The sequence below is a fragment of the Streptomyces sp. NPDC050759 genome, assembly GCF_044456945.1.
Classification (GTDB): Bacteria; Actinomycetota; Actinomycetes; order Streptomycetales; family Streptomycetaceae; genus Streptomyces.
In genome coordinates, this window is the sequence record NZ_JBITGI010000012.1 from 307,929 (window position 1) to 334,453 (window position 26,525).

Genomic DNA, 26,525 nt, shown 5'->3' on the forward strand with positions numbered 1-26,525 from the left:
TGATGCACGCTTCCGCGTTGCCCTACCCCTCGGGACTCGCGAACGCCCATTCACCCCGGGCTTGTTCGATGGTGCCGCACACAGGGGGTATTTGCTCCACTAGTGCGGCTACCTGCTTACGCCTCTCAACTCGCTTGCCGAACCAGCCGTTGACTACATAGCATCGCGTTCACTATCGCGAATCTATTGTTATTCCGGCGCAACGGGGGCCTGGCATGACGTTGGTGATGGCGGTGGCGGCCGTCTGGGGCGTGCTGCAACTGTTCGCCGTTTCCTGGCCGACGCGTTCGGTGCGGCTGTCGACCGTGCTGCTGGCACTCACGGTGGGGGCATACGGGTGCGGCGTGGCGACGGCGTTGGTCCAGCTCGCCTACACCCGCGTCTACGCGGACCAGTCGGGGCAGTCGCTGGTGTCGGTGGTGAACACCACCAGTTACACGGTGGCGCCCTGGGTGGAGGAACTGATCAAGGTTTCCCCGCTGCTGCTGGCCGGGATGAGTCCGAAGGTTCGCCGCCAGTGGGGGCTGACCGACTTCGTGGTGGTGGGTGCGGCGCTGGGAGCCGGGTTCGGCCTGCTGGAGGCGGTACTGCGGTTCGGCCTGGACGCGGACCGGGCGATCGCTCGCGGTGGCGGCTGGATCATCCCGGACAGCCTGTCGCCGCCCTATGTGCCGGGTCTGGGGCAGGTGTTGACGGCCTGGCTCCCGGCGCCGTTCAGTCAGCTGGAGCTGGGCGGCCCCGCGATCACGGAGACCTTCTCGCATCTGGTGTTCACGGCCGTGGCCGGCTTCGGAGTCGGACTGCTGTGGCGCGCACGGGTGTGGATGCGGCCACTCTCGGTGCTCCCGGTCGCGGCCGCCGCTGCGTATCACGCGGTGAACAACTATGCGATCCAGAAGCCCACCAGTCAGGCCGCGCACTGGCTTGACTCCCTGGACGCAAAGGCGTGGGCGGCACCACTCGTATGCCTGGCCATCGCCATGGTCGTCGACCTGAGCCAGATCCGGCGCGGCAAGCACACCGTGCCGGGCGTGCTGCTTGCCTCCGAACGCGCCGACGGCGACAGTCTGGGAGCCCTGCTGCGATACGCGGCCTGGCGTCTGCCATGGAGCCTGCTGATCGTCCTGCGCTACGTCAGACTGCGGCGCTCCCTGCTCTACGCCACCGCATCCACGCCGCCGGGCGACACCGCGGAACTGCATCGGGCAGTCGTCCAGATCACCGCTCGGATCGAGGCATCCGACAACCCGCACGCCTGGCAGGCGTTGAACGTCCGCACCCTGCTGAAGGCGGCCCGAAGGGCCCGGGGTTCCCGGGAGCGGTGGCTGCTGCTGATCCCGTGCATCCTCGTGCTCCCCTCGTTACTGTTCCTGGGCGTCGGCTCGTTCACCTCGACCGCCGACCTCCAGAAGTTCTTCAGCACGGGTTCGGGGCCGAAGATTCTCATGGGCTTCGGCATCGCCGCTCTGGCCTGGATCGCCTACCAACTCACCACCCTGCTCCGCACCTGGCGGACAGCGTCGGCGCAGCCCGTGGGCGAACTGCTGGCGGTTCACCGCTTCCGTCTCGGCACCGCGCTGGGGTCGGCCACCATCGGGTCACTCCTGCTGTGGCGCGGGTTCGGAGACGCGGGCCCCGCCGGCAGGACGATCCGCACCTTCCACCTGCTGGACGCTCTGAACAGCTTCCTCGTGTACCTCGGCTTCGCCCTCCTCCTGCTCTCCCTTCTCGCCCTGTTCCCTCCCGGAGGACTCGCGCTCGCCGGGGGTGGAGCGCTCGGCGCCCTCACGGCCGAGGCTGCCCTGAACGCCGGCCTCCTCGGCACGGCCGGGATCGTCCTCATGGGGCTGGGTGCGTCGGGCGGCTCCGGCGGCGACTACAACGCGTGGCCCAGGAACAAACGTAAGGGGCGTGTGAAGCCAGAGCACCGGGCAGATGTCCGCGGTGACGAGGGTAAGAACCTTGGAGGCAAAAGCGAGGCCCATACGATAAGGAGGCATGTCGACAAGACCATTGACGACATGCGTAAGCGCTTCCGTGAAGAGCCTGGTCTCAAGGAGGACTCGCGCTACGTTGACGTCGATTCGGCACAACGGTTTACCGACAGGGCTCTTGCCCTCAAAAGGAACCAACGGAAGATATCGTCATGGTTGGACAATGGAGCAAAAGGAACACTACGAGTGGATGCGAAATTCGACGAACATACAGGACTTCATCTCACTCGCTACGATTTCACCCATGGACAACCGACGAAATGGGTGAACCGTGTTCGCGTCATCCTCAAGGCAGACCCGTCGGCGGCGTCTGGATACCGCGTACTCACCTCGTTCCCCCGGCCCTGACACGCGCGCTTGGAGCAGCCAATGAATCAGGCACCTCCGCCAGAACCGCGATTCTATGAACTCGGCGAACTACTAGAGGCCTATGCGAACACCGGTTTCATGTTCTCAGACACGGCAGAGACCCCAGGCCCTGCCCTGGCTTCTTACCTGAGAATCGCCGCACGGGATCCTGCACGCGCCGCCACGGCAGTCCGGCAGATCGAGGAACTGATCTCCATCGGACTCTTCTCAGAGGAGATCGCCGACGATGTGGAAGACCTGCCGCACATTCGTCCTCCGATGGGGACCAGCGTGGAAGATTGCCTACGCGTCGCCAGGGACCACCTCAACCGATTCCTGCAAGACCCGTCCCAGATTCCCCCGGTGAACCCGCAGAACAATTGGGAATGGAACGAGCGATTCCCCGCGTTGAGTCAGCTGCTCGGGGCCTACTTTCACCAGGATTTCTCGTCCTTCTACGATTCTCGCGAAGAGGCTCTCGACGAGTATGTCAGCGAAGTCCTGCCGGAAGACCGTGCGCAGGCAGCACAGGAGATCATTGAGCTCCTGACCATGGTGTCCTCGGATCAGGAACTCGACACTGCGGCTACGGCGTTGGGGCTCGATCTCCTGCCCCCGGACGGGATGTCCCTCCGGCAGTGGCTGGAGCTGATCCGCCACAGGATCGCCGCACCGTAGAGCCGGCACGCCGGCCTTCCAGGCGTCTCCTCGTACCGGCAGAACCGGTACGAGGATCTGGAGAGGTTGTCAGATGCCCGCCATACGGTTGACCACCAACGCATCTACAACAACAAGGTGGCGCTGGGCAGTCTCGGCATCAACATCCGTGGCCCATCCGCCAAGCTCACCCTCAGTTACAGAACCACGTGGCAGATCCTCGGCTCGGCAATCGGGGTGCTGAGTGGCGAGTCGTTCGACGATCTTGACAGTAGCGCGGAGACCCTGGCCTGATACCGGTCCGTCCTGAGCGGCGCACTGCCCGAACTACACCTGAGCGCCGACTGGGAGGCCGAACGCGAGGCCCAGCCCCGCATCCGTGCGGTGGAGATCGGTCCGGACGGTGCACGCGGTGACGAGGGCGTACACATCGGCACCATGTTCCGGTTCAAGGGACTTGAGTACCAGCGAATGATCATCGCCGGGGTGAGCGAAGGTCTCGTACCGCGCGCAGAGGTGATCGGTATGCGGCGCACAGACGCGCTGCGTTACCGGCGTGAACTTCAGCGAGCCCGCTCCCTCCTCTTCGTCGCGACCACCCGTTCACGCGATTCCCTGGCCGTCTTCTGGCACGGAACGCCCAGCCGCTTCCTGGAGCCACTGCTCGCACGCTAGTCGCGGGCGCTCGCGCGGGCTTTCGCGCGGGCAAAGAGCACCTCGGCCTCGGAGAGGGCGGTGGCCAGTGCCTCCGGCTGCCGTCTCATCCCGGTCAGGAGGTCGTCCACTTCACGCAACCCCGCCCGTTCCAACAACCGCTTCTCATTCGTCACCCACTCCCCGCGAGCCGCCAAGATCCCATGTCCGGCCTGTACCGCAGCGGTGGCGAGGGCGCCCGCGACCGCCGTGACGCGGCCCGCCGGGGCGTGATGAGCCCGTGCATACGCAAGGGTGGCCTGGGCGGTTCCCTGCCAGCGCTCGGAGGCGGAGGCGCGCAGCTTCTCCGGATATCCGCCCGGACACGGCACCTCGCCCCGCAGCACCCGATTGATCGCCAGCTCCCCGACGACCAAGTAGCTCGGGATCCCCGCGAGATGGAACATCAACGGCTCCACGTGGAACCGCCCTTCCTCCGCCTCCGCCAACTCCCGTTCCACCACGTCGAGATCGCGGTAGTGGACGTCGACCCGCCGCCCGTCGATCGTCAGCCAGGCGCCCCCGTTGAAGACCCCGCCACCCCAGCCGCCGACCTCCGACACCTCGCCCTCCCAGCCGACCGCGCGAAGATGGGCCGGGTCGAAGTCGCCCCGGTAGTAGACGGCCAGGTCCCAGTCGCTGTCGGGACGTGCGGTCCCCTGGGCGCGGGAGCCGCCGAGGGCCACGGCGCGGACCGTCGGGAGGGCGAACAGGCGGTCGGCGGTGGTGTCGAGGAAGACGTCATCCGGGGTGGGCACAGGGAGAGCGTACGAAGTCTGCTGTGCGGCCTCCACGGAATTCGTCCCGGAAATTCAGGTGCGGTCCCGTCCCCCGCCCCTCGATGATCGGAAAGTTGTCCGCCGTTCTCCTCAGGAGTCCACGTGATCCAGCGCGCCACCGCCCCGGCCCTGTTCCCACCGCCGACCTACTCCCACGCCTCCGTCGTCGAGGCCGGCACGAAGCTCGCGTTTCTGGCCGGGTCCGTTCCGCTGGACGCGAAGGGGAACCTCGTCGGGGAGGGGGATCCGGCGCGGCAGGCCGAGCAGGTGATCGCGAACCTTCGGGAGCAACTGCACGCGGTGGGAAGCGACTTGGAGTACGTGCTGGCCACCGACGTGCACGTCGTGAGCAGCGAGCCGGCAGTGCTGTCCGCCGTGTGGGAGGTCGTGGAGGCGTCCGGGCTGAGCACCGGCCCGCACTCGTCGACGCTGATCGGGGTCGCCTGCCTCGGCTACACGGGCCAGTTGGTGGAGATCACGGCCACGGCCGTGGTGCCGGAGAAGGCCTCGCGGTGAGCGCGGTCGTCATCCGCCGGGCCACCGCCTCGGACGCCTCCGCCACGGCCGACGTCTATCTGCGCTCCTTCGCCGCAGCGTTGCCGACGGTGATACGGCCCCGGTCCGACGACGAGGTGCGTGCCTACATCCGGGACGTGGTGGTGCCGTCGCGGGAGACGTGGGTGGCGGTGGCGGAGGAACAGGTCGTGGGCCTCATGGTGATCGCCGGCGATCTGCTGTCCCAGCTGTATCTCGACCCCGGCTGGCGGGGGCGCGGCATCGGCGACCGGTTCGTCGCGCTCGCCAAGGAACGCAGTCCGCGGGGGCTGAGCCTGTGGACCTTCCAGGTCAACAAGCCGGCCCACCGCTTCTACGAACGTCACGGCTTCGTCGAGGCCGAACGCACCGACGGCGGCGGCAACGAGGAGCGGGAGCCGGACGTGCGGTATGTCTGGCTCCCCTGAGAGGGATCAATCGGACCGCCCTCCCCACACCCGCCTCTTCGGCACCGGCTTCGCATACCCGCCCGCCCGACTGGTGTTCAGCCCCAGCCCCACCAGCGACTCGGCGAGCTTCACCGCCGCCCCCACCCCGTCGACGACGGGAAGCCCCAGCTTCTCCCCCACCGTCCGCTGCAGCCCGGTCATCCCCGCGCATCCCAGCACCAGGACCTCGGCGCCCGCGTCCCGCACCCGCTCGGCGGCCGCCAGGAACGCGGCCTCCGTGCGGTCGGCGTCGCCCAGGTCGAGAACCCCCAGTCCGGTCCCGACGACGGCGGCGCAGTTGCGCCCCACCCCCGCCAGCTCCAGGCTGTCCTCGATCTGCCCGCACGACCGCTCCAGCGTGGTCACCACGCCATAGCGCCGGCCGAGCAGACAGGCCAGATGGGCGGCGGCCTCGGTGATGTCGACGACCGGTACGTCCACCAGCTCCCGGACGCCCTCCCGGCCGTGCTCACCGAACCCGGCCATGACGACGGCGTCGTAGGGAGGACCCTCGTACGTGCGCAGCAGGTCGATGACCGCCGCCGCGGAGAGATAGCTGTCGAGCCAGCCCTCCGCGGACTCGGGTCCCCACCGCGGAGTGAGTCCGAGCACGGCGGTGCCCGGGCCTGCCGCGGCCCGGGCACCTCGTACGATCTCCTCGGTCATCTCCTGCGTGGTGTTGCAGTTGGTGACGACGATCCGCACGTTTCTCAGACCTCCACAGCCTCAGCGGGAGCCGCCCGCTCGCTCCGGCACAGCAGCGCGTACAGGCCGGCCGCGAGGGCCGTACCGATGAACCAGGAGTACGGGGCCACGTCGCTGAACGTCTTCACCAGGGCGAGGACGCCCGCGACCGCGGCCGCCGGCAGGAACGCCCACAGGGCCTTGGGGTTGACGCCCTTGCGGTAGTAGTAGCGGGAGCCGGGCTCGGCCTTGAAGAGCTCGTCCACGTCCACGCGGCCCTTCTTGACCCAGTAGTAGTCGAGCATGATCACGCCGAACAGCGGGCCGAGGAAGGCGCCGAGGCCGCCGAGGAAGTAGTTGACGACCGTCGGGTTGGAGAAGAGGTTCCACGGGGTCACGAGGAGCGCTGCGACCGTGCTGATCATGCCGCCGACCCTGAAGGTGATCTTCTGCGGCCAGACGTTGGCGAGGTCGTACGCCGGTGAGACGAAGTTGGCGACGATGTTGACGCCCATGGTGGCGATGGCGAAGGTGAGCGCGCCCAGGACCATCACCCAGGTGTTGCCGACCTTGGCGACGAGCTCGGCCGGGTCGGTGATGGCCTGGCCCCAGACCTCCAGCGAGCCCGCGGTGACGATCACGGAGACGACCACGAAGGCCGTGGAGTTGATGGGCAGGCCCCAGAAGTTGCCGCGGCGGACGGTCTTGTAGTCCGGTGCGAAGCGCGAGAAGTCGCAGAAGTTGAGCATCAGCGTGCCGTAAGTGGCGAGGATCAGGCCGATCGCGCCGAACCACTGCCGCCACTGCTCACCGACGGAGACCGGGTGCGGGGTGCTGGTGAGCGAGATGCTCCAGCCGGCCTTGGCCAGCACCCAGATCGCCAGCGCGATCATGACCAGCCAGATCGCGGGACCGCAGAAGTCCTGGAACTTCCGCACCGACTCCATGCCCTGGCTGATGATCAGCGCCTGGACCAGCCACAGGGAGAGGAAGGAGACCCAGCCGAGGGCGTCGAGGCCGAGGAAGGAGCTGTGCGTCCAGGACTCCAGGCCCGGCCAGGCGGCCAGCAGCATCACGTTGACGGCGACGGAGGCCAGATAGGTCTGGATGCCGTACCACATGATGGCGATCACGGCCCGGATGAGGGCCGGGATGTTGGCGCCCCACACACCGAAGCTGATACGGCTGACGACGGGGAAAGGCACGCCGTGGCGCTGGCCGATCTTCCCCATCCAGTTCATGCCGACGTAGATCAGCACGAAGCCGACGAGCAGGGACGTGAAGACCTGCCACACGTTCATGCCGAGAACCAGCAGACCGGCCGCGAAGGTGTAGTTGCCCAGGTTGTGGACGTCGGACATCCACATGGCGAAGAGGTCGAAGACCTTCCAGTTGCGCTTGCCCGCGGGTGCCAGGTCTTCGTTGGTGAGCCGGGGATCGGGGACGAACGCTGGGGTGCCGGTGACTTCGGCACGGTCGGCGAGGGACACAGGGCCTCCAGGGACGGGGACAGGAGGAGGGCGGCCGCCTGGCATCCAGTTTTGGTATACCAAACTGCGCACATGGTCCCGCCGTCAAGAGTTCCGACCGATGTCGCGTCCGTTAACGCTTCGTAAAACAGCTCCGGAGTCGGAGAAGATGGCTCCATGAGCTCCACGACGAACATCGAGCCCCTCGGCGCCGTCCGCGAACGCGTCCTGGCCACCCTGCGGCAGGAGATCATCGCGGGCGGGCTGCGCCCGGGTGACCGGCTGGTCGAGCGGGAGCTCGCCGAGCGCTTCGGGGTCTCCCGGGTGCCGGTCCGCGAGGCGATCCGTGCGCTGGTCGCGGAGGGCTTCGTCCACTTCGAGACGCCCCGCCGGACGGTGGTACGGCGGCTGACCCCGAACGACGTCAAGGAACTCTTCGAGCTGCGCGAGGCGTTGGAGGTGTACGCCGCCGGCCTCGCCGCGGCGCGCGCGACCCCTCAGGACCTCGCCGAGGTCGAGCGGCTCCTCGCGCTCGCGGCGACCGCGACGGAGGCGGGCGACGCGGAGGCGATCACGGACGTCAACAGCCGTCTGCACGACAGCATCGTCGCCATGGCCCGCAACAGCCTGCTGGTCGACGCCCTGGAACCGGTTGCGGGGCGGCTGCGCTGGATGACCCGGCGGAACGAGGAGTGGCCCCAACTCCTCGTCGAGCACCGCGACTTGTACGAGGCGATCGCGTCCGGCGACCCGGACCGGGCCCGCGCGCACGCCCTCGCGCACGTGCGGACCAACTACGAGTCGACGGTACGCCAGCTGTTCGGGGACACGGGCGAGATGATCTAGCCGGGCGAGGTGACTAACGGGCCCAGCCGCGCGCGTACTTGTCCGTCGCCGCCACCATCACGTCCACACCCCGATCCCCCGCGAAGTGTGCGCCGTCGTCGATCACCGTCAACTCGCTGCCCGGCCAGGCGTGATGGAGCCGCCAGACGATGCCGAGGAGGTTGCCGAAGTCGAGGCTGCCTTGGACGAGGGTGCCGGGGATGTCCTTGAGGAGGGGCGCGTCGCGCAGGACGACGCCCTCGTCGTTGCCCTCGCCCAGGAAGTGGTCGTTGCCCCAGTAGTGGGTGACGGTACGGGCGAAGCCCTGCCGGAACACCGGGTCCTCGTAGCGCGGCACCGACCGCGGCGGCGCTGACTCGATCGCCGTCTCCCAGTCGGTCCACGCCCGCGCCGCCCGCTCGCGCACCTCAGGATCGGGCGACTCCAGCAACCGGTTGTAGGCGGCGGGGATGTTCCCGGCCCGCTCCTCGACCGGCAGCTCGCCGACGAACCGTTCGAACGCCGCCGGGAAGATCTTTCCAAGTCCCCTGGTCATCAGGGTGACTTCGGTGCTCGCGCCGGTCGCGATCCCGGTCAGCACCAGCTCCGTCACGGCCTCCGGATGCGTCTGCGCGTACTTCAGCCCGAGCATCGACCCGAAGGAGATGCCCCACACCAGCCACCGCTCGATTCCCAGATGCCGCCGCAGCAGCTCCAGGTCCGCGATGAGATGCGGGGTCGTGTTGACGCTCATGTCGGTGTCGTACGCGCTCGCGTGCGGCGTCGAGCGCCCGGCGCCGCGCTGGTCGAGGAGCACGATCCGGTACGCGGCCGGATCGAACAGCCGACGCGCCCACGGCGTGCAGCCGGACCCCGGCCCACCGTGCAGCACCACCGCCGGCTTGCCGGCCGGATTCCCGCAGGTCTCCCAGTACACGCGGTTGCCGTCGCCGACGTCGAGCATGCCGTGGTCGTACGGTTCGATCTCCGGGTAAAGGGGCATCCGGCGACCCTAACCGTCGTACGGCGGTCTCGTCGTCCGGTTTTCGGCGGTACGGACACGCAGTCCCGCCATCTCGGCAGCCGTGCGCAGCACGTCCCGCAGCATCGCGGGCGTGAGTTTGCCGGTGAAGGTGTTGCGCTGGCTGACGTGGAAACAGCCGAAGAGTTCGAGGCCGTCGAGCGGGACACGCGCGCCGTGTCCGAAGACGGGCCGCGGCCGGGGCACGCTCCAGCCCGCCTGCGCGAACGCGGGCAGCGCGGCCTGCCAGCCGAAGGCGCCCAGCACGACCACGCTCCGCAATGTGGGCCGCAGCAGGTTCAGCTCCTGGACCAGCCAGGGCCGGCAGGTGTCGCGCTCCCCCGGGGTGGGCTTGTTGGCGGGCGGGGCACAGTGCACGGGCGAGGTGACCCGTACCCCGTACAGCTCCAGGCCGTCGTCCGCGGTCACGGCGGTGGGCTGCGAGGCGAGCCCGATGTCGTACAGCGCCTGGTACAGCACGTCGCCGGAACGGTCGCCGGTGAACATCCGCCCGGTACGGTTCCCGCCGTGCGCGGCCGGCGCGAGCCCGACGATCAGCATCCGCGCGTCCGCCGGCCCGAAGCCGGGCACCGGCCGCCCCCAGTACGTCCAGTCGGCGAACGCGGCCCGCTTGGTCCGGGCCACCTCCTCCCGCCAGTCGACCAGCCGCGGGCAGGCACGACAGCCGGCGATCCGGCGGTCGAGATCGGCGAGGGCGTTCACGGTTCCACGGTACGGGGGCGTCCGAGCGGTGAGGGTGGGGGCGGCGGGGTAGCTCGGGATCGACGCAAGGACAGCGGGGCGCGCGGGTCCTCTCCCCGCGGGCTCGACCAGCGAGCGGCCGGCTGTGCCCCGGCCCGGACGACCCGACCTCGATCCCCGGCCACCGACCGCAGCGGGCATCCCACGCCTGCTCCGGTCCGGTCGCCCCTCCCCGGCAACCACGGCCACCTCCCGGAAAACCCACCCGGCGTCCACGGCCCCGAGTACTAAGGTCGGAGCCATGGCTGTGGAACGTACGGACGACAACGAGACCGGTGGGACGGGCCGGGCCGGAACGACGGCCGACGGTCCCGACGCGGAGGCCGCCGGTCCCGGCCGCACGGCCCCCGAGGCACCGGACCCGAAGATCGCCGCCGCGGTCGCCGCCGCGGAGGCCGCCGGGGCGCAGAACGGTGAGAGCGTGCGGATCGACAGCTGGATCTGGTCCGTACGGCTGGTCAAGACCCGTTCCGCGGGAGCCACCGCCTGCCGGGGCGGGCATGTGCGCGTGAACGGCGAGCGCGTGAAGCCCGCCCACTCCCTGCGCGTCGGCGACGAGGTGCGGGTCCGGCAAGAGGCCTGGGAGCGGGTCGTCATCGTCAAGCGCCTGATCCGCAAGCGGGTCGGCGCCCCCGTGGCCGTCCAGTGCTACGTCGACAACTCTCCGCCGCCCCCGCCCCGCGCGGCCGTCGCCCCCGCCGGCATCCGCGATCGCGGCGCCGGCCGCCCGACCAAGCGCGACCGCCGCGAGCTGGAACGCCTGCGCGGTCTCACGGAAGGCAACCGCCGCACCCGCTTCGGCGGTCCGGGCGGACCCGGCGACTCGGACGAGATCACCGATTCGGCTGGACCCGACGGCTCGGGCCGCCCCGACGGTTCGGGCGGGGCACGCCGCTCCGGCAGGGACAGGCGCTCGAACCGGGGCGGCCACTCGGGCAGAACCGGACGCTGAGGCCAAGCCGGACGCCGCTCCCGCGTCGGCGGACAAGCAACCGTCGGCCACCACCGTGAGGCCGGTCCCCTCCCGAAGGGCAGGGCACCGGCCTCACCGCGGTGGCCGTGGGGCCGCTCTCCTCACGCCCGTCGCCGCACCAGGCGCAGCAGGTCCGCGTTGTGCCGGCGCCGGGCCCAGGCGATCAGGGCGAGCGGGACGATCAGGATGAGCGGAGTCGCCGCGTTCTCCCCGTCGAAGTAGGTGAGCTGGACGACGAACGCGCCGACCATCAGCCCGCTCAGCGCCACGGCCGCCACCGACTGCAGCACCGGAATCAACAGGGCGATCCCACCGGCCAGTTCGAGCACGCCGATGATGTACATCCCCGCGCTGCCCCAGCCCATCTTGTCGAAGCCCTCGACGGCCGAGGGGTGCGCGATCAGCTTGGGGAGCGCGCTCGCGATGACGTAGAAGAGGGCGAGCACGACCTGCAGGGTGCGCAGGGCGATCCGGGCCCGGCGGCCTCGTACGGTCGAGGACTCGGCGATGACGGGGGAGACGGCGGAGGAAGCGGTGGTGCGGGTGACGGGGACGGTGGTCTCGGACATCGGGGTCTCCTGTGGGAAGCGGTCCGTGGTGCTGTCGGAGAGGTAGACCCACGCCCGCACCCGAACTCATCGCCGCTCCACAACCTTTTCCCTCAGGCCGCCACCGCCCGCACCCATATCCGGTCCTCCGTCAGATACCGGTCCACCTTCAACCCCGCCTCCGCCAGCGCCTCCTCGAACTGCTCCTTGGTCAGCGGGCGGGCCTGGAACGTCTGGGTCCAGGTCGCGTCCGGGAACTCATACTCCGCGTGCACCGAGTTCAGTCCCTCTTCCACCGGCTCCGAGGAGACGATCCGCACGGTGTACCCACTGGGGTCCACCCGCTCGCGCGGCAGATCGGAGTGATAGTCCTCGCCCTCGCGCTGGATCAGCACACTGCCGCCCTCCGCCACGTGCCGGGCACAGGTGCGCAGCATCCCGCGTCGCACCTTCAGGTCGCCGTGGTGCACGAGGAACGACGCGAGCATCACCACGTCGAACGTCTCGCCCAGGTCGAGGTCCTCGATCGTGCTGCATATCGTCCGTGCCCCGCGCACGCGCTCCAGCATGTCGGGGGACTCGTCCACCGCCGTGATCGTGAAACCCCGCTCCAGCAGCGGACGGGTCATGCGCCCCACACCACAGCCCAGCTCCAGGATGTGCGCCCCCGCGGGCACCGCCCCGGCGATGATGTCCGGCTCCGGCCCGATCCGCAGCCGCGACCAGAGCTCGACCGCGCACCCGTCCGGGGTGATCGCCCCGGGTCCCGTCCCGTGATGTCCCGCTCGCATCCTCAGCTCCATGCCCGTCCAACGGCCGGTATCCGCACGGCCGTTCCCGACTCGCACAGATTCACCCGTCCGAGTTACACAGGGAACCACCCGCGGCCTGAAGGGCCCCGAACGGCAAAGGGCCTGGACTCCCGAACGGCAAAGCACCTGAACTACAGGGGGAACCAGCCGTGCCCGATGTACCAGTGTCCGCCGGCCCGCAGATGATCACCGACGGCCCGCTCCAGCACCGTCCGGCGGGGCAGGCTCTCCACCGACAGCTCCGGATCCCCGAACACGAACTGCACCGGCTCGGCGTCCTCGGGCTCCGGGTCCTCGGGGGCCAGCAGGAAGCGCTCCTGGAACCGGACGATGTTGGAGTCCGCAGGCAGATACCCCTTCAACTGCGGGTCGAGCAGCCAGGAATGGCACAGCGCGGCCCCATACGACTCCTCCGGGAAGTGCCGGGCGAAGAACTCGGTGGCCAGGGCGAGCGAGCGCTCGCAGGCCTCCGGAGACAGCGGGCCGAGGAAGTCGGGGATGTGCAGGCTCAGACAGGGCGTGCCGGGGGCGAGGTCCAGTCCGGCGGCCGCGAGCGTCCGGCTGTTCCACGGCCCGTACCGCGTCCGCTCGAACTGGAGTCGCCCCAGCTGGTACAGCTCGCCCCGGGAGTGCCGGGTCAGCCAGCGCGGTGACTGCACGCCCGTCCTGCCGTACCGCCTGCGGTGCACGGCCATGTTCCGCCCGAGGTCGGCGAGGGTGCGCCGGGACACCTCGGCCGGGATGCCGCGTGAGCGGTGGTACGCGCGCGTGTGGGGCAGCGCCGCCACGAGCACGTAGACGGGGAAGCAGCGTTGGAGGGCGCCGGCCGGCCAGTCGAGCTCGGGCAGCACGACCGGGTCGTCGGCCCTGCCCATGTCCCGGACGAGTTGGTCGACGGAGTGTTCCAGGAACCGCCGCAGCTCCGGGTCGTCCATGACCCGTCGGCCCATCCGTACGAGTTCGCCCACGTCCTCGTGCGGTACAGCGAGGTCCACCAGCACCTCGGCCAGTTCGTCGGCGTCCGGAAGCACGCGGTGACCCCCTCTTCGGCCCTTTGGTCAACGTCCGTTCCGAAGAGTACGTTGCAAGGGAGGAGTGGTGATCCGGATGCGTACGGGCAGTGAGCCGACGACCGCGCGCAGTGCACTGCGGATGCGGTTCTGGCTGAGTGTGTGGGGGCTGGTCTGGGCGGTCCTCGGTACGGTCGCGTTCGCGCTGGCGGGCCGGCCCGGATGGGCGATCGCCTGCGGAGTGGTGTGGCTGGTGGTCACCGCCGACCTGGCGATGATCCTCCGGCACATCCGTCAGGGCCCGCACTACCAGCCGGGCCCCGACATCCCGCCGTACCGCCCGCCGGAGAGCCGACGCAGGTAGCGGACCGGCACGCTCAGGTGTCGAACCGCGCCGCCTTCAGGAACTCCGGCTTCGGGTCGAGCGCGGCCGCGAGCCGGAAGTGACGCCTGGCCTCGTCGGGCCGGCCCTGTCGCTCATAGGTGCGGGCGAGTGCGAAGTGGGCGAAGGCGTTGTCCGGCTCGCGCTCCAGGACGATGGTGAACTCCAGCTCGGCGGGCCGCAGTTGCGCGGCGGCGAAGAAGGCCCGCGCGCGCAGCAGCCGGGCCGCGGTGTTCTCCGGGTGGGCGGCGATGACGGAGTCGAGCAGCTTCACCGCGCCCCGCGGGTCCCGCGCGGAGAGCAACTGCTCGGCTGCGCGGAAGTCGATGACATGGGTCTCCGGAGTACGTCCGGTCGATCCGCTGGTCTCGGGCACGGCAAAGTCCTTCCCTCACTGGAAGGGTTCAACGCCCGGACCGGGGGGCGCTATTCCTGAGACGTCCGGGACGCGCGGGCCCGGCGTACGAGATCGCCCCATACCTCCTGCACGCGCAGCCGCAGCTCCTCCAGGGGTACGTCGTTGTCGATCACGACGTCCGCGATCTCCAGGCGCTTCTCGCGGGTCGCCTGGGCGGCCATACGCGCGCGTGCGTCCTGCTCGGTCATGCCGCGCAGTCTGACGAGCCGGTCGAGCTGGGTGTCCGGGCTCGCGTCGACGACGACCACGAGGTCGTAGAGCGGCGCGAGGGCGTTCTCGGCGAGGAGCGGGACGTCGTGGACGACGACGGCGTCCTCGGCCGCGGCGGATTCGAGCTCGCGGGAGCGGGCGCCCACCAGCGGATGCACGATCGAGTTCAGTACGGCGAGCCGGTCCGGGTCGGCGAAGACGATGGAGCCCAGCTTGGGGCGGTCGAGGCCGCCGTCCTCGGCGAGTACGTCCTCGCCGAAGGCCGCCACGACCGCGGCGAGGCCGGGCGTGCCCGGCGCGACGACCTCGCGCGCGATGCGGTCCGCGTCGATCAGGACGGCGCCGTGCTCCACGAGGAGCCTCGACACCTCACTCTTGCCGGCGCCGATACCGCCGGTCAGGCCCACCTTCAGCATGACCGGAAGCCTAGACGCTCCGCTCGAGGGGCGGTGCGGGGTGGTGGGGAAGGGAACTGGGGCGCGCGCCGTGCCTCAGTTATCGCCTTCCCGTTCCGCCAGGAAGCGCTCGAACTCCAGGCCGATCTCGTCCGCCGACGGAATGTCCACCGGCTCGGCCAGCATGTTGCCCCTGGTCTCCGCGCCCGCCGCCGCGTCGTACTGGTGCTCGAGGCCCTGGACGAGGGCCACGAGCTCCTCGTCGCCCTCCTGGATCTGGCGCTCGATCTCGGTCTGGGTGCGGTGGGCGTCGGTGCGCAGGGCGTGTGCGATGCCGGGCAGGACCATGCCGGTGGCGGCCGTGATGGCCTCCAGGACGGTCAGGGCCGCGTCCGGGTAGGTCGAGCGCGCGATGTAGTGCGGGACGTGCGCCGCGACGCCCAGGACGTCGTGACCGGCCTCCATGAGCCGGTACTCGACCAGGGCCTCGGCGCTGCCGGGCACCTGCGCCTCGTCGAAGGGGCTGCGGTGGCCGGGGACGAGGTCGTGGCGGTTGCCGTGCGGGGTGAGGCCGACGGGGCGGGTGTGCGGGACGCCCATCGGGATGCCGTGGAAGTTCACGGACAGCCGGACGCCGAGCCGCTCCACGATCTGCTGGACGGCCGCGGCGAAGCGTTCCCACTCCACGTCCGGCTCCGGGCCCGACAGCAGCAGGAAGGGCGCTCCGGTGGCGTCCTGGACGAGCCGCACGTCGATCGTGGGCTCCTCGTACTCCGTCCAGCGGTCGCGCTTGAAGGTGAGCAGCGGACGGCGGGCGCGGTAGTCGACGAGACGGTCGTGGTCGAAACGGGCCACGACCTGGTTTGGCAGCGAGTCGAGCAGCCGGTCGACGATCTGGTCGCCGGTCTCGCCCGCGTCGATGTATCCGTCGAAGTGGTAGAGCATGACCAAGCCGGCCGACTCCTGGGCGAGCGCCATGTCTACCACGGCGAGGCCCTTGGGCTCCCATGCGTACAAACCCTGCGGATCAAGCACTGTGACCGCTCCTCCTCGTGTTCATACGCTTCAACGCGCCCTGGAACAGCGGCATTCCCACCCCGGCGCTTGATCAGGCCATCTCTTACGGCCTTTTCATGACAGGGGGTAATGACAACGCGCCCTGAAGGGGCGCGGGGCTGTGTCACTATGCGGCTCCGCCGCGTGGGCGCGACAAGCCCCCACCGGCCCGCAGCCGAACAACGACCCCGGACAACACTGAAGGGCCGCACCCCGAAAGGTACGGCCCCTCAGTCAAGAGCTACTGCTCAGTGGGCGTTCAGCTCTGCCCACCGGCCAGCTTCTCGCGAAGCGCGGCAAGCGCCTCGTCGGAAGCCAGCGCGCCGGAGGTGTCCGCACCCTCGGAGGAGTACGAACCGCCACCGCCACCGCCACCACCGGCGGCCGGAGTCGCACCCGCGGCGTCCCCGCCCTCGGCGGCAGCAGCCGCGTCGGCCTCGCGGGACTTGATGACCTGCTGCTGGTGCTGCTCGAAGCGGGTCTGCGCCTCGGCGTACTGGTGCTCCCACGCCTCGCGCTGGGTCTCGTAGCCCTCGAGCCAGTCGTTGGTCTCGGGGTCGAAGCCCTCGGGGTAGATGTAGTTGCCCTGGTCGTCGTACGACGCGGCCATGCCGTACAGGGTCGGGTCGAACTCGACCGACGCCGGGTCCGAACCAAAGGCCTCGTTGGCCTGCTTCAGCGAGAGGCTGATGCGACGGCGCTCGAGGTCGATGTCGATGACCTTGACGAAGATCTCGTCGTTGACCTGGACGACCTGCTCCGGGATCTCCACGTGGCGCTCGGCCAGCTCGGAGATGTGGACCAGACCCTCGATGCCCTCGTCCACGCGGACGAACGCACCGAACGGAACCAGCTTCGTGACCTTGCCGGGCACGACCTGGCCGATCTGGTGGGTGCGGGCGAACTGCTGCCACGGGTCTTCCTGGGTCGCCTTCAGCGACAGGGAGACACGCTCGCGGTCCATGTCGACGTCGAGGACCTCGACGGTGACTTCCTGGCCGACCTCGACAACCTCGGAGGGGTGGTCGATGTGCTTCCAGGAGAGCTCGGAGACGTGGACCAGTCCGTCGACGCCACCCAGGTCCACGAAGGCACCGAAGTTGACGATCGAGGAGACCACACCGGAGCGGACCTGACCCTTCTGGAGGGTCGTGAGGAACGTCTGGCGAACCTCGGACTGGGTCTGCTCGAGCCAGGCACGGCGGGACAGGACCACGTTGTTGCGGTTCTTGTCCAGCTCGATGATCTTGGCCTCGAGCTCCTTGCCCACGTAAGGCTGGAGGTCGCGAACGCGGCGCATCTCGACGAGGGAGGCCGGCAGGAAGCCACGGAGGCCGATGTCGAGGATGAGACCACCCTTGACGACCTCGATGACGGTACCGGTGACGATGCCGTCTTCTTCCTTGATCTTCTCGATGGTGCCCCAGGCACGCTCGTACTGGGCGCGCTTCTTCGAGAGGATCAGGCGGCCTTCCTTGTCCTCCTTCTGGAGAACAAGGGCCTCGATCTCATCGCCCACGGCGACGACCTCGTTGGGGTCGACGTCGTGCTTGATGGAGAGCTCGCGGCTCGGGATAACGCCTTCGGTCTTGTAACCGATGTCGAGCAGGACCTCGTCCCGGTCGACCTTCACGATGACGCCGTCGACGATGTCGCCGTCGTTGAAGTACTTGATCGTCTCGTCGATCGCGGCGAGGAAGGCTTCCTCGTTACCGATGTCGTTGACCGCTACCTGCGGAGTGGTAGAGGTGGTCTCGGTGCTGCTCGTCATGTGGGAAAGGGCTCCGGTACGGACAGTGAGTCGTAGGTACTGCTTACGCCGGGAGCCTGTTTCGCTCTGAAGAAGCCGGACAGCCAAGGAAGCGCCACACAATCACTGGTGGCGCCTCGACAACCGAGGGGACATACAACAGATGCGAGCGCAGCCTGCTACGTCTGAGGAGCGCAGGCCCGCAGCGCAACTTGTAGCATACGGGGGCAGCCGGACAGGGTCAATGCGCGAAGGCGCACACCCGGGGCGGATCGCCGCATACCCGGCAGAAAACCAGTCTCACGAGGCCACGCGGACCCGCCGACGTCCCATTCGTGACGTCGCCACGACGGTCGGACGGAAGAGCCCGCAGACTAATACGAGGGAGCCGATCATCCAAGAGCCCGCAGCACACCAGCAGGAGCCGGGTCCGGACGCGGAGTCGCAGGCCACCCGGCGTGACGCGGACGTCACCGAGAGCTCCCGGGCCAACCGGGGCTGGTGGGACCGCAACGCCGACGAGTACCAGGTCGAGCACGGCACGTTCCTCGGCGACGACCGCTTCGTGTGGGGCCCCGAGGGGCTCGACGAGGTGGAGGCCGAGCTGCTGGGCCCGCCCGAGGACCTCAAGGGCAGGGACGTCCTGGAGATCGGCGCCGGCGCCGCCCAGTGCGCGCGCTGGCTGGCCGAGCAGGGTGCTCGCCCGGTCGCCCTCGACATCTCCCACCGCCAGCTCCAGCACGCCCTGCGCATCGGTACGTCCTTCCCCCTGGTGTGCGCCGACGCGGGCGCGCTGCCCTTCGCGGACGGCTCCTTCGACCTGGCGTGCTCGGCGTACGGCGCGCTGCCGTTCGTCGCCGACCCGGTACTGGTCCTGAAGGAGGTGCGGCGCGTCCTGCGCCCGGGCGGCCGCTTCGTCTTCTCGGTCACCCACCCCATCCGCTGGGCCTTCCCGGACGAGCCCGGCCCCGAGGGCCTCTCGGTCTCCGCCTCCTACTTCGACCGCACGCCCTACGTCGAACAGGACGAGCAGGGCCGCGCGGTGTACGTCGAGCACCACCGCACGATCGGTGACCGGGTGCGTGACGTGGTCGCCGGCGGCTTCCGCCTGGTCGACCTGGTGGAGCCGGAGTGGCCGGTCTGGAACACCTCGGAGTGGGGCGGCTGGTCTCCGCTGCGCGGGAATCTGATCCCCGGGAGTGCGATCTTCGTGTGCGAGCGGGACTGAGGCGCTGGGGCAGTCGTACGACACTGGGGGCGTGATCCGTTACGACGCCCTGGACTCCCTTCCCGTACGCGGCGCTCTGCCCGCGCTGCGCGACGCCCTGGAAGGCCACGGAACGGCCGTCCTCGTCGCCCCGCCCGGCACGGGCAAGACGACCCTCGTGCCGCTGGCCCTGGCCGGCCTGCTGGACGGGAACGCGCCCGCGCGGAAGGTCGTCGTCGCCGAGCCCCGCCGGATCGCCGCCCGCGCGGCGGCCCGGCGGATGGCGTGGCTGCTGGGCGAGAAGGTCGGCGGGAGCGTCGGCTACAGCGTGCGCGGCGAACGGGTGGTCGGACGGCACGCGCGCGTGGAGGTCGTCACGACGGGCGTGCTGCTCCAGCGGCTCCAGCGCGACCAGGAGCTGGCGGGCGTCGACGTGGTGGTGCTCGACGAGTGCCACGAACGGCACCTGGACGCGGACACGACGGCGGCCTTCCTGTGGGACGTACGGCAGGCCCTGCGGCCGGAGCTGCGGCTGGTGGCCGCGTCCGCGACGACCGACGCTCAGGGGTGGGCCCGGTTGCTGGGCGACGCGCCCGTGGTCGAGGCGGCGGGTGTCCCGCACCCGGTGGAGGTCGTGTGGGCGCCACCGGCCCGTCCGGTACGGCCGCCGCACGGCATGCGCGTCGATCCCGCACTCCTCGCGCACGTGGCGTCGGTCGTACGGCGGGCCTTGGCCGAGCGGCAGGGTGACGTGCTGTGCTTCCTGCCCGGCGTGGGAGAGATCGCGCGCGTGGCCGGCCAGTTGGGCGCTCTCGGAGACGTGGAGGTGCTCCAGGTGCACGGCCGGGCTCCGGCGGCCGTGCAGGACGCGGTGCTGACAGGCGGGGAGCGGCGGCGGGTGGTCCTGGCGACCTCCGTGGCCGAGTCGTCCCTGACCGTGCCCGGAGTGCGGGTCGTCGTGGACTCGGGGCTCGCCCGGGAGCCGCGCGTCGACCACGCGCGCGGCCTGAGCGCACTGGCGACGGTACGGGCCTCGCAGGCTGCCGGGCGGCAGCGGGCGGGCCGCGCCGGACGTGAGGCGCCGGGTGCGGTGTACCGGTGCTGGGCGGAGGCCGAGGACGCCCGTCTGCCGCGCTTCCCGTCGCCGGAGATCAAGGTGGCCGACCTGACGGCGTTCGCGTTGCAGGTGGCCTGCTGGGGCGATCCGGACGCGTCCGGGCTGGCTCTCCTGGACCCACCGCCGGGCGGGGCGATGGCGGCCGCGCGGGGCGTGCTGACGGCCGTGGGGGCGGTGGACGCCGACGGACGGGCGACCGCGCGGGGCGTGCGTCTGGCTCGTCTGGGCCTGCATCCCCGGCTGGGGCGGGCTCTGCTGGACACCTCGGGTGCCGGCGCCGAGACGGTCGCGCTGCTGTCGGAGGAGCCTCCGCGGGAGTACGGCGACGACCTGGCGGCCGCCGTCCGGACCGCGCGGCGGGGCGGTGACGCCTATGCGGGACGGTGGCGGACGGAGGTACGGCGGCTGCGGTCCGCCTCTGCGGAGTTCACCGAGCCGGCCGCCGGGAACGACGGTCTCGTCGCCGCGCTCGCCTTCCCCGAACGGGTCGCCAGAGCCGATTCGGGCTCCTATCTGATGGCCTCCGGCACCCGCGCCGAACTCTCCGAAGGCTCCCCGCTGCGGGGCTCGCCCTGGATCGCCGTCGCCGTGGCGGACCGGCCCGTCGGAAAGGGGCACGCGCGTGTGCAGCTCGCCGCCGTGATCGACGAGGACACGGCCCGGTCGGCGGCCGCGTCCCTGTACTCCGAGCGCGAGGAGGTGCACTGGGCGGACGGGGAGGTCGTGGCACGGCGGGTGGAGCGGCTCGGGGCGATCGAGCTGGCGGCACGGCCGTTGAGGGACGCGGACCCCGTCCTCGTACGCGAGGCCCTTCTCGAAGGGCTCCGCCAGGAAGGGCTACGGCTGCTGCGGTGGACGCCCGACGCGGACGTCCTGCGGCAACGGCTCGCGTTCCTGAACCACCACCTCGGCGACCCGTGGCCCGACGTCTCCGAGGACGCGCTCCACGCGCGTGTGGACGAATGGCTGGAGCCCGAACTGAGCCGCGCCCGCCGACGGGCCGACCTGGCGCGCATCGACGCCGGACAGGCACTGCAAAGGCTCCTGCCCTGGGCCTCCGGCGAGGCCACGCGCCTCGACGAGCTGGCGCCCGAACGGATCGCCGTACCGAGTGGGTCCAGGATCCGGATCGATTACGGCACCCCCGAACAGCCGGTCCTCGCGGTGAAGTTGCAGGAGATGTTCGGACTGCAGGAGTCGCCCCGGATCGCCGGCGTGCCCCTCCTCGTCCATCTCCTCTCCCCCGCGGGGCGCCCCGCGGCCGTCACCGCCGATCTCGCGTCCTTCTGGAAGGACGGCTACAAGGGTGTCCGGGCGGAGTTGCGCGGCCGGTATCCGAAGCATCCGTGGCCCGAGGACCCGGCGGGCGCCCAGCCGACGCGGCACACCAAGGCACGGCTCAGGCCGTGACCGGTTGGGGTTCCTCGACCTTCGTGGCGGCCGGGCGGCGGCTGCGGGCTTCCAGCCACAGCGACAGCGCCAGCAGCAGGAGGCCGAGGATCAGGAAGCCCCACGGCAGGTACGAGGTCATGAGGAGGACGAGGGTGCGGTTCGACTTGACCAGGTCGACCGTGTGCCTGATGTAGTCCTCGCGCATCTTCACGTCGCCGGCGAAGACGGTCACCTTGTCGCGGCCGCCGAGCAGGGTGCCGCCGCGCAGTTCCTCCTTGTGGAGCTCCTCGCCGTAGACGGGGGCGCCGGTGAGGGGTTCGACCCAGAACTTGCGGACCGTGGTGTACCAGCGGGTGGTGCCGGTCTTGGCGAGGGAGGCGGGGGTGATGCCCTGGACCGGCATGGTCTTCGGGAAGGGCACCTTGGTCCAGGGGATGGTCTGCTCGAAGTAGTAGACGTCGAGGCCGCGGAAGTTCTGGGTGCCCTTGTAGTGGATGGGGGCCGAGGTGCGGGCCTGGGCGTCGAAGTACTGGTAGTCCCGTTTCTCGGTGAGGAAAGGCCACTTGAACTCGATGCCGACCCGCTTGACGGGGTCGCCGTCGACCATCTCGCCGGTGGCGTGGACGGGGTCCTGGGTGTGGGCGTCGAAGATGTAGCGCTCGGGGATCTTGGAGACCATCTTGCCGTCGGGACCGACGACGTAGGACAGGCCGTCCCAGACGACGACGTCCTTCCCGGCCGACTGCTCGATCTTCTCCGAGGCCTCCACGTTGCCCTTGAGGGTCTGCACGATGGTGACCTTGGGGACCTTCTTCGCCTTCATTCCGTCGTTGTAGTCGATGAGAGTCGCGTCCTTGGCCTCCAGGACCATGTCCTGATACTGGTTGGCGGGGATCTTGGCCAGGCGTGGGAAGGCGTACCAGCGCAGAAGCGGGGACAGCGCCGCGAAGAACACGGCGAGGGCGAGCAGGACCAGGCTGGTCTTGCGGCGCATCTCGGCCTCCCGGGGTCACGGGTGTGCGGGCACCGTGGTCAGCAGCGGTTTCGGGGACGTCTTGCCGGTCGGCGTGCCGAGTGCGGTGATGGTGAGGACCAGCACGAACGCGAGGGCCAGGCCGGTCGCGGCGGCGATCAGAGCGCGCATATCCACCTCCGGCGCACGGGAACTGATACATCGTCAGGTCCGGCACCGTAGCAACGGGCGGGCGAGATGAGAACAGCTCGCGCACGGACGAAGGGCGCCCGGTCCGCCGTAGCGGAAAGGACGCCCTTCGAAAGGGTGGGGCCGATGTCTACGAACTCGCGCTGGGGCTCGGCGACGGGCTCGCCGAGGTGTCGGCGGCGGCCGCCACGGTCAGCGTCACGTCGAGCGTCGCGCCGCCCGCGGTGGTGATGCGGAGCACGAAGGTGCCGGTGGTGTCGTCGGAGTAGAGCTGCGGCAGCTTCAGCAGGCCGTCGGCGTCCGTGGTGAGGCCGGTCAGGGTGCGGACGGTCTTGCCGTCGGCGTCCTTGAAGTAGGGGCCCTTGTCGTTCTCGGTCGCGTCGTCCGCCGACTTGATCAGCGTGGCGGTGGCGGCGACCTTGTCGGCGACGGCGTCCTTGTAGGTGGCCTTGACCTGCACCGCGTCGGCGAACTCGCCGCCCGGCGTGCAGGTCAGCGCGGTGTCGCTGGTGCGCACGAGGGTGTCGGCGACGCGCTGGGTGACGGTGGCCGAGTAGATCGGGCCCGTGACCGTGCGGCCGATGAGGGTCGCCCTGACCGCGAAAGTGCCGGTGGTCTCGCCGGCCTGGAGCGCGGGCGCGGTGGCCACGCCGGAGCTGCCCGTCAGAGCGGTGGCGACCTTCTCGCCGCCGGTGAAGACGGCGTCGGTGTCGCCGACGATCGTGAAGCGGATCCGGACCTTGGCCACGCCCTTGCCGGCGGCGTTCTCGGCCTTGGTGCTGATCTGCTCGGTGAACGCGTCGCCCGCCATCGCGGTGAGCTTCGCGGTGCCCGAGTCCTCCAGATGGTCCACGGACTGGGTGGGCGTGACCGGAGTCGTCGGCGCCGGAGGGGTCGGAGTCCCCGACGGGGGCGGGGTGGTCGACGGCGGGGTCGGGCTCGGCGAGCCGGGCGTGCTCGGCTTCGGCGGGCGCGGCGTCGAGGGCGACGAGTTCGAGCCACCGTTGCCGTTGCTGCCGTCGCTGCGGTTGTCCGGAACGGTGCCGGTGCCGTCGGGGATCTCGTAGGTGCCCTTGCGGAAGTACTCCAGCCACGACAGGACCGTGTTGAGGTAGGCCCGCGAGGGGTTGTAGCTGAGGATCGCACGGTCCAGGTCACCCTGGATCGACAGGTCCCAGCCGTTGCGGCACAGGTAGTGACCGGCGGCGAGGGAGGCGTCGTAGACGTTGTTCGGGTCCTTCACCCCGTCGCCGTTGCCGTCGCGGCCGGCCCACGCCCAGGTGGACGGGATGAACTGCATGGGCCCGACGGCCGAGTCGTAGGCGCTGTCGCCGTCGTAGACGCCGTTGTCGGTGTCCCGGATGAGCTCGAAGCCGTTGCCGTCGAGCTGCGGGCCGAGGATCTTGGACGTCGTGGTGCCGTCGGCGTCGACGCGGCCGCCACGGGCCTGGCCCGACTCGACCTGGCCGATGGCGGCGAGGAGCTGCCAGGGCAGGTTGCACCCGGGCTTGGACTCCTGGAGTTCGGCCGCGGCCTTCTTGTAGGCGTCGAGGACGGTCGCGGGGATGCCCGCCTCGGACTCCACCGGAGAAATGGGGGAGGCGGTGCCGTCGGTCGGCGCGGGGCTCGGGGTGTTCAGCGGCGGAAGGTCCGTGTAGTACGGCGATTTGCCGGTGGCGCCGCTGTCATCGGCGGTCGCGTCGGGAGAGGGCTGGGCGTCGGCGGCGGTGGATCTGCCGTTGTCGTCGGCCGTCACGCCCGGAGCCTGGGAGGCGGACAGTGCCGCGACCGCGGCCGCGGCCACGGCGGTGGTCACCGCTCCCTTGCGCAGCCTCCTGCCGAATTGCGCCGCCATAAAGTGAACCCCTCCTGTGGACGCCCGAGCGCCCTTGTCCGTCTGTCGCTCTCGTCCAGTTGTGACAGTCGAGCCACCCTGGAGGTTGCCCCTGTGACGCGCGGCAATTCCTGATTCGCACGTTCGACCGAGCTCCCCAGCGCGGTGACCCGTGTGACCCTACGACAACTTCCTTTTCGCGGACACCGGTTCGTGCCCGATATTCACCGGTTGGCCATGTTCGATCGGTGCGGGCTCGTGTCGCCCATACTGGACGGGACCGATCACCCGGGCCGCCGCCCGGCCAACGCCCGCCGCAAGGAGCACTGTTGCCGTTCACCCTGAGCCATGCGGCGGCCGTACTGCCCGCGGTACGCACCGACGGAACGGGCCGGGGCCGACTGATTCCGGCCGTGCTCGTGGCCGGATCCTTCTCTCCCGACATGACCTACTACGCGGCAAGTGTCGTGTCCGGGGCGATGGAGTTCGGCACCGTCACGCACTCCTTCCCGGGCGTCTTCACGATCGACGTGCTCGTCGCCTGGGCGCTGGTGGGTCTGTGGCTGCTGCTGCGAGAACCACTGGTGGCCCTGCTGCCACGCGGACGACAGGGCAGGGTGGCGACGCTGCTGCGCTGCGGAGCGCCACGCGCGCGCGTGCGTACGGCACTGGCCGCGCGCTGGTACGCCTCCGCCGTCCTCGGAGCGCTGACCCACGTCGTGTGGGACGCGTTCACGCATCACGACCGCTGGGGGATGCGACTCTTCCCCGTCCTGGGCCGGGAGATGGCCGGGGCCCCTCTGTACTGGTACCTGCAGTACGGCGGTTCGGCGCTGGCCGCGGTGGTGATCGCCGTGTTCTGCGGGTACGCGCTGCGCCGGGCACCCCGGGTGGCCGCGCCGCCCGGTGTCCCCGTGCTGTCGGCGCGGGACAGATGGTGGGCCATGGCCGTGATCGGCGGGTGCATGACGGTGGGCGCGTTGCAGCGGGCCTCGCGGTGGTGGGCGTACTGGGGCTCCACCGCGAAGCCATGGGAACTGATCCCGGCCCTCTGCTTCGGCGCGGGCGCCGGCCTGGTGCTCGGGATACTGCTGTACGCCGCGGGGGTCAGGCTGTGGCGCCCGGCCCCCGTGTCCGGCGCCGAGGAAGAGACCGGCCTCCCGCTCGCTCGCTGAACACCGTCATGGTGGGCATCGGACGGGACCGGGGCAGCAGGGTGAGGGCAAGGGCCAGATAACCGAGCGCCAGCTCGGCCCACAGCCTGGGGCCGGACGGCTCTCCTTCCACGTCGTCCACGGCACACCGGTCGCGGCGGGTGACGCGGTGCCGTAGCGCTGTGGCGGCATGGCGCAGGGTCGTGGTGAAGCGAGCCGGGACTCGGCACAGGAGTGTCGCCAGGTCGAAGGGAATGCGGGCGGTGCTTGCGGCGGCCGCGTGGGCCGGAACGGGACGCTGCGCGAAGAACGGGGCCGGGTCGGCGTACGCCTGCGCGGGGGCCGTCCGGCGGTGGAGCATGCGTATACCCATGAGCGCATCCTGGCCGGGGGTGCGGTCGGGGGCGCTGTTGTGGCGTCCAGCCGAGTGACAGCCGCATGCGCGGGGCTTGGGCGGGGCGCCTACGGGGGTGCCGGTCGGGTTGTCGGCGGCTGCGGGCCGGTGGGGGCTCGTCGCGCAGTTCCCCGCGCCCCTGAGGAGTTGCAGTCACCTGCGCCACGACGGACCGATCCCCACCTCGCGCGGGCAGCTGCGCGGGGCTGGACCGGGCGCCTACAGGGGTGCCGGGTCGGGTTGTCGGGCGGGTGCGAGTCCGTTGTGGCTGGTCGCGCAGTTCCCCGCGCCCCTAGGGGGTTGCAGTCACCGGCGCCACGACGGACCATCGACCACCTCGCGCGCCACGACGGACCGTTCGCCGCGCCGCGCGCCACAACGGGCCGGTAGCCGGGTACGGCGCGAAGGGGACGGGGTGGGGGGTGTCCGCCCGCAGCGGCCGGCGTCCGTTACCGAGCACCACTCAAGAAACCGAGCCGCCGGACCGAGGACGGAC

General features: G+C 70.3%; 26 protein-coding genes and 1 pseudogene. 11 read left to right on the top strand and 16 right to left on the bottom strand.

What is annotated here, in order from left to right:
• Nucleotides 1-215 precede the first annotated feature (215 nt).
• The 3 genes and pseudogenes from ACIBJB_RS31905 to ACIBJB_RS31915 all read left to right on the top strand — a co-directional run.
• A complete protein-coding gene (locus tag ACIBJB_RS31905; RefSeq protein ID WP_398935667.1) occupies nt 216-2,342 on the top strand; it encodes an RNase A-like domain-containing protein in 2,127 nt (708 codons plus the stop codon).
• Nucleotides 2,343-2,363: 21 nt separating this feature from the next.
• Nucleotides 2,364-3,020: a contact-dependent growth inhibition system immunity protein gene (locus ACIBJB_RS31910; protein ID WP_398935669.1), complete on the top strand. Its 657-nt coding sequence runs from the start codon at nt 2,364-2,366 to the stop codon at nt 3,018-3,020.
• A gap of 93 nt (nt 3,021-3,113) precedes the next feature.
• Nucleotides 3,114-3,674: pseudogene (locus ACIBJB_RS31915) on the top strand (3'-5' exonuclease); the annotation flags it as partial.
• On the opposite strand, the gene ACIBJB_RS31920 reads toward ACIBJB_RS31915, so the two are convergent.
• On the bottom strand, nt 3,671-4,450 hold the full coding sequence (locus ACIBJB_RS31920) for a nucleotidyltransferase domain-containing protein (protein WP_398935671.1): 780 nt from the start codon (nt 4,448-4,450) through the stop codon (nt 3,671-3,673). The pseudogene ACIBJB_RS31915 and the gene ACIBJB_RS31920 sit on opposite strands and share 4 nt — an antisense overlap.
• Nucleotides 4,451-4,573: 123 nt before the next feature.
• On the opposite strand from ACIBJB_RS31920, the gene ACIBJB_RS31925 reads away from it, so the two are divergent.
• On the top strand, nt 4,574-4,987 hold the full coding sequence (locus ACIBJB_RS31925) for a RidA family protein (protein ID WP_398935674.1): 414 nt from the start codon (nt 4,574-4,576) through the stop codon (nt 4,985-4,987).
• Nucleotides 4,984-5,433 (top strand): GNAT family N-acetyltransferase, encoded by a 450-nt coding sequence (locus tag ACIBJB_RS31930; RefSeq protein WP_398935676.1) that lies wholly within the window; start codon nt 4,984-4,986, stop codon nt 5,431-5,433. The genes ACIBJB_RS31925 and ACIBJB_RS31930 overlap by 4 nt, the downstream gene beginning before the upstream one ends.
• Nucleotides 5,434-5,439: 6 nt before the next feature.
• Here ACIBJB_RS31930 and ACIBJB_RS31935 read toward each other — a convergent pair whose 3' ends face one another.
• Together ACIBJB_RS31935 and ACIBJB_RS31940 are read right to left on the bottom strand one after the other, a co-directional pair.
• Complete coding sequence (locus ACIBJB_RS31935) at nt 5,440-6,159, bottom strand: aspartate/glutamate racemase family protein (protein WP_398935678.1); 720 nt, start codon at nt 6,157-6,159, stop codon at nt 5,440-5,442.
• A gap of 5 nt (nt 6,160-6,164) precedes the next feature.
• Nucleotides 6,165-7,628, bottom strand: a complete 1,464-nt coding sequence (locus ACIBJB_RS31940) for an NCS1 family nucleobase:cation symporter-1 (protein ID WP_398935680.1) — start codon at nt 7,626-7,628, stop codon at nt 6,165-6,167.
• A 156-nt stretch (nt 7,629-7,784) separates the two neighbouring features.
• Between ACIBJB_RS31940 and ACIBJB_RS31945 the strand changes: the two genes are divergently transcribed.
• Nucleotides 7,785-8,453 carry a GntR family transcriptional regulator gene (locus ACIBJB_RS31945; protein ID WP_398935682.1) on the top strand — a complete coding sequence of 223 codons (669 nt, stop codon included), beginning with the start codon at nt 7,785-7,787 and terminating at the stop codon, nt 8,451-8,453.
• A gap of 13 nt (nt 8,454-8,466) precedes the next feature.
• Here the strand turns inward: ACIBJB_RS31945 and pip are convergent, their stop codons facing one another.
• Both pip and ACIBJB_RS31955 read right to left on the bottom strand, forming a co-directional pair.
• A complete protein-coding gene (gene pip / locus ACIBJB_RS31950) occupies nt 8,467-9,435 on the bottom strand; it encodes a prolyl aminopeptidase (protein WP_398935684.1) in 969 nt (322 codons plus the stop codon).
• Between the two features lie 9 nt (nt 9,436-9,444).
• Nucleotides 9,445-10,176, bottom strand: coding sequence for a uracil-DNA glycosylase (locus ACIBJB_RS31955; protein ID WP_398935686.1), 732 nt, complete (start codon nt 10,174-10,176; stop codon nt 9,445-9,447).
• 280 nt (nt 10,177-10,456) lie between these two features.
• Here ACIBJB_RS31955 and ACIBJB_RS31960 point away from each other — a divergent pair, with 280 nt between their 5' ends.
• Nucleotides 10,457-11,167, top strand: a complete 711-nt coding sequence (locus ACIBJB_RS31960; RefSeq protein ID WP_398935687.1) for an RNA-binding S4 domain-containing protein — start codon at nt 10,457-10,459, stop codon at nt 11,165-11,167.
• 122 nt (nt 11,168-11,289) lie between these two features.
• Here the strand turns inward: ACIBJB_RS31960 and ACIBJB_RS31965 are convergent, their stop codons facing one another.
• From ACIBJB_RS31965 to ACIBJB_RS31975, 3 genes are all read right to left on the bottom strand, one after another.
• A complete protein-coding gene (locus tag ACIBJB_RS31965; RefSeq protein WP_398935689.1) occupies nt 11,290-11,757 on the bottom strand; it encodes a DoxX family protein in 468 nt (155 codons plus the stop codon).
• A 92-nt stretch (nt 11,758-11,849) separates the two neighbouring features.
• Nucleotides 11,850-12,527, bottom strand: a complete 678-nt coding sequence (locus ACIBJB_RS31970; RefSeq protein WP_398935691.1) for a class I SAM-dependent methyltransferase — start codon at nt 12,525-12,527, stop codon at nt 11,850-11,852.
• A gap of 152 nt (nt 12,528-12,679) precedes the next feature.
• Nucleotides 12,680-13,579: an acyltransferase domain-containing protein gene (locus tag ACIBJB_RS31975; protein ID WP_398935693.1), complete on the bottom strand. Its 900-nt coding sequence runs from the start codon at nt 13,577-13,579 to the stop codon at nt 12,680-12,682.
• Between the two features lie 76 nt (nt 13,580-13,655).
• Here ACIBJB_RS31975 and ACIBJB_RS31980 point away from each other — a divergent pair, with 76 nt between their 5' ends.
• On the top strand, nt 13,656-13,922 hold the full coding sequence (locus tag ACIBJB_RS31980) for a DUF6343 family protein (protein ID WP_398935695.1): 267 nt from the start codon (nt 13,656-13,658) through the stop codon (nt 13,920-13,922).
• 13 nt (nt 13,923-13,935) lie between these two features.
• Here the strand turns inward: ACIBJB_RS31980 and ACIBJB_RS31985 are convergent, their stop codons facing one another.
• The 4 genes from ACIBJB_RS31985 to rpsA all read right to left on the bottom strand — a co-directional run bounded on the left by ACIBJB_RS31985 (nt 13,936) and on the right by rpsA (nt 17,790).
• The gene (locus tag ACIBJB_RS31985) at nt 13,936-14,316 is read right to left on the bottom strand and encodes a tetratricopeptide repeat protein (RefSeq protein WP_398935697.1); all 381 of its coding nucleotides are present in this window, start codon (nt 14,314-14,316) and stop codon (nt 13,936-13,938) included.
• Between the two features lie 50 nt (nt 14,317-14,366).
• Nucleotides 14,367-14,984, bottom strand: coding sequence for a dephospho-CoA kinase (coaE, locus tag ACIBJB_RS31990; RefSeq protein ID WP_398935699.1), 618 nt, complete (start codon nt 14,982-14,984; stop codon nt 14,367-14,369).
• 75 nt (nt 14,985-15,059) lie between these two features.
• Nucleotides 15,060-15,998, bottom strand: coding sequence for a PAC2 family protein (locus ACIBJB_RS31995; protein WP_398935701.1), 939 nt, complete (start codon nt 15,996-15,998; stop codon nt 15,060-15,062).
• A 280-nt stretch (nt 15,999-16,278) separates the two neighbouring features.
• Nucleotides 16,279-17,790: a 30S ribosomal protein S1 gene (rpsA, locus tag ACIBJB_RS32000; RefSeq protein ID WP_398935703.1), complete on the bottom strand. Its 1,512-nt coding sequence runs from the start codon at nt 17,788-17,790 to the stop codon at nt 16,279-16,281.
• 223 nt (nt 17,791-18,013) lie between these two features.
• On the opposite strand from rpsA, the gene ACIBJB_RS32005 reads away from it, so the two are divergent.
• Together ACIBJB_RS32005 and hrpB are read left to right on the top strand one after the other, a co-directional pair.
• A complete protein-coding gene (locus tag ACIBJB_RS32005; RefSeq protein ID WP_398935705.1) occupies nt 18,014-18,997 on the top strand; it encodes a class I SAM-dependent methyltransferase in 984 nt (327 codons plus the stop codon).
• A gap of 31 nt (nt 18,998-19,028) precedes the next feature.
• Nucleotides 19,029-21,503, top strand: coding sequence for an ATP-dependent helicase HrpB (hrpB, locus tag ACIBJB_RS32010; protein ID WP_398935707.1), 2,475 nt, complete (start codon nt 19,029-19,031; stop codon nt 21,501-21,503).
• Here hrpB and ACIBJB_RS32015 read toward each other — a convergent pair.
• The 3 genes from ACIBJB_RS32015 to ACIBJB_RS32025 all read right to left on the bottom strand — a co-directional run bounded on the left by ACIBJB_RS32015 (nt 21,493) and on the right by ACIBJB_RS32025 (nt 24,502).
• Nucleotides 21,493-22,479, bottom strand: a complete 987-nt coding sequence (locus ACIBJB_RS32015) for a DUF3068 domain-containing protein (RefSeq protein ID WP_398935709.1) — start codon at nt 22,477-22,479, stop codon at nt 21,493-21,495. The two genes, hrpB and ACIBJB_RS32015, sit on opposite strands and share 11 nt — an antisense overlap.
• Nucleotides 22,480-22,494: 15 nt before the next feature.
• Nucleotides 22,495-22,629 (bottom strand): SPW_0924 family protein, encoded by a 135-nt coding sequence (locus ACIBJB_RS32020; RefSeq protein ID WP_398935711.1) that lies wholly within the window; start codon nt 22,627-22,629, stop codon nt 22,495-22,497.
• A gap of 148 nt (nt 22,630-22,777) precedes the next feature.
• Complete coding sequence (locus tag ACIBJB_RS32025; protein ID WP_398935713.1) at nt 22,778-24,502, bottom strand: lytic murein transglycosylase; 1,725 nt, start codon at nt 24,500-24,502, stop codon at nt 22,778-22,780.
• Nucleotides 24,503-24,810: 308 nt separating this feature from the next.
• Here ACIBJB_RS32025 and ACIBJB_RS32030 point away from each other — a divergent pair, with 308 nt between their 5' ends.
• Nucleotides 24,811-25,656, top strand: coding sequence for a DUF4184 family protein (locus tag ACIBJB_RS32030; RefSeq protein WP_398935715.1), 846 nt, complete (start codon nt 24,811-24,813; stop codon nt 25,654-25,656).
• Here ACIBJB_RS32030 and ACIBJB_RS32035 read toward each other — a convergent pair.
• A complete protein-coding gene (locus tag ACIBJB_RS32035) occupies nt 25,589-26,008 on the bottom strand; it encodes a hypothetical protein (protein WP_398935717.1) in 420 nt (139 codons plus the stop codon). The genes ACIBJB_RS32030 and ACIBJB_RS32035 overlap by 68 nt on opposite strands.
• Nucleotides 26,009-26,525: the final 517 nt, after the last annotated feature.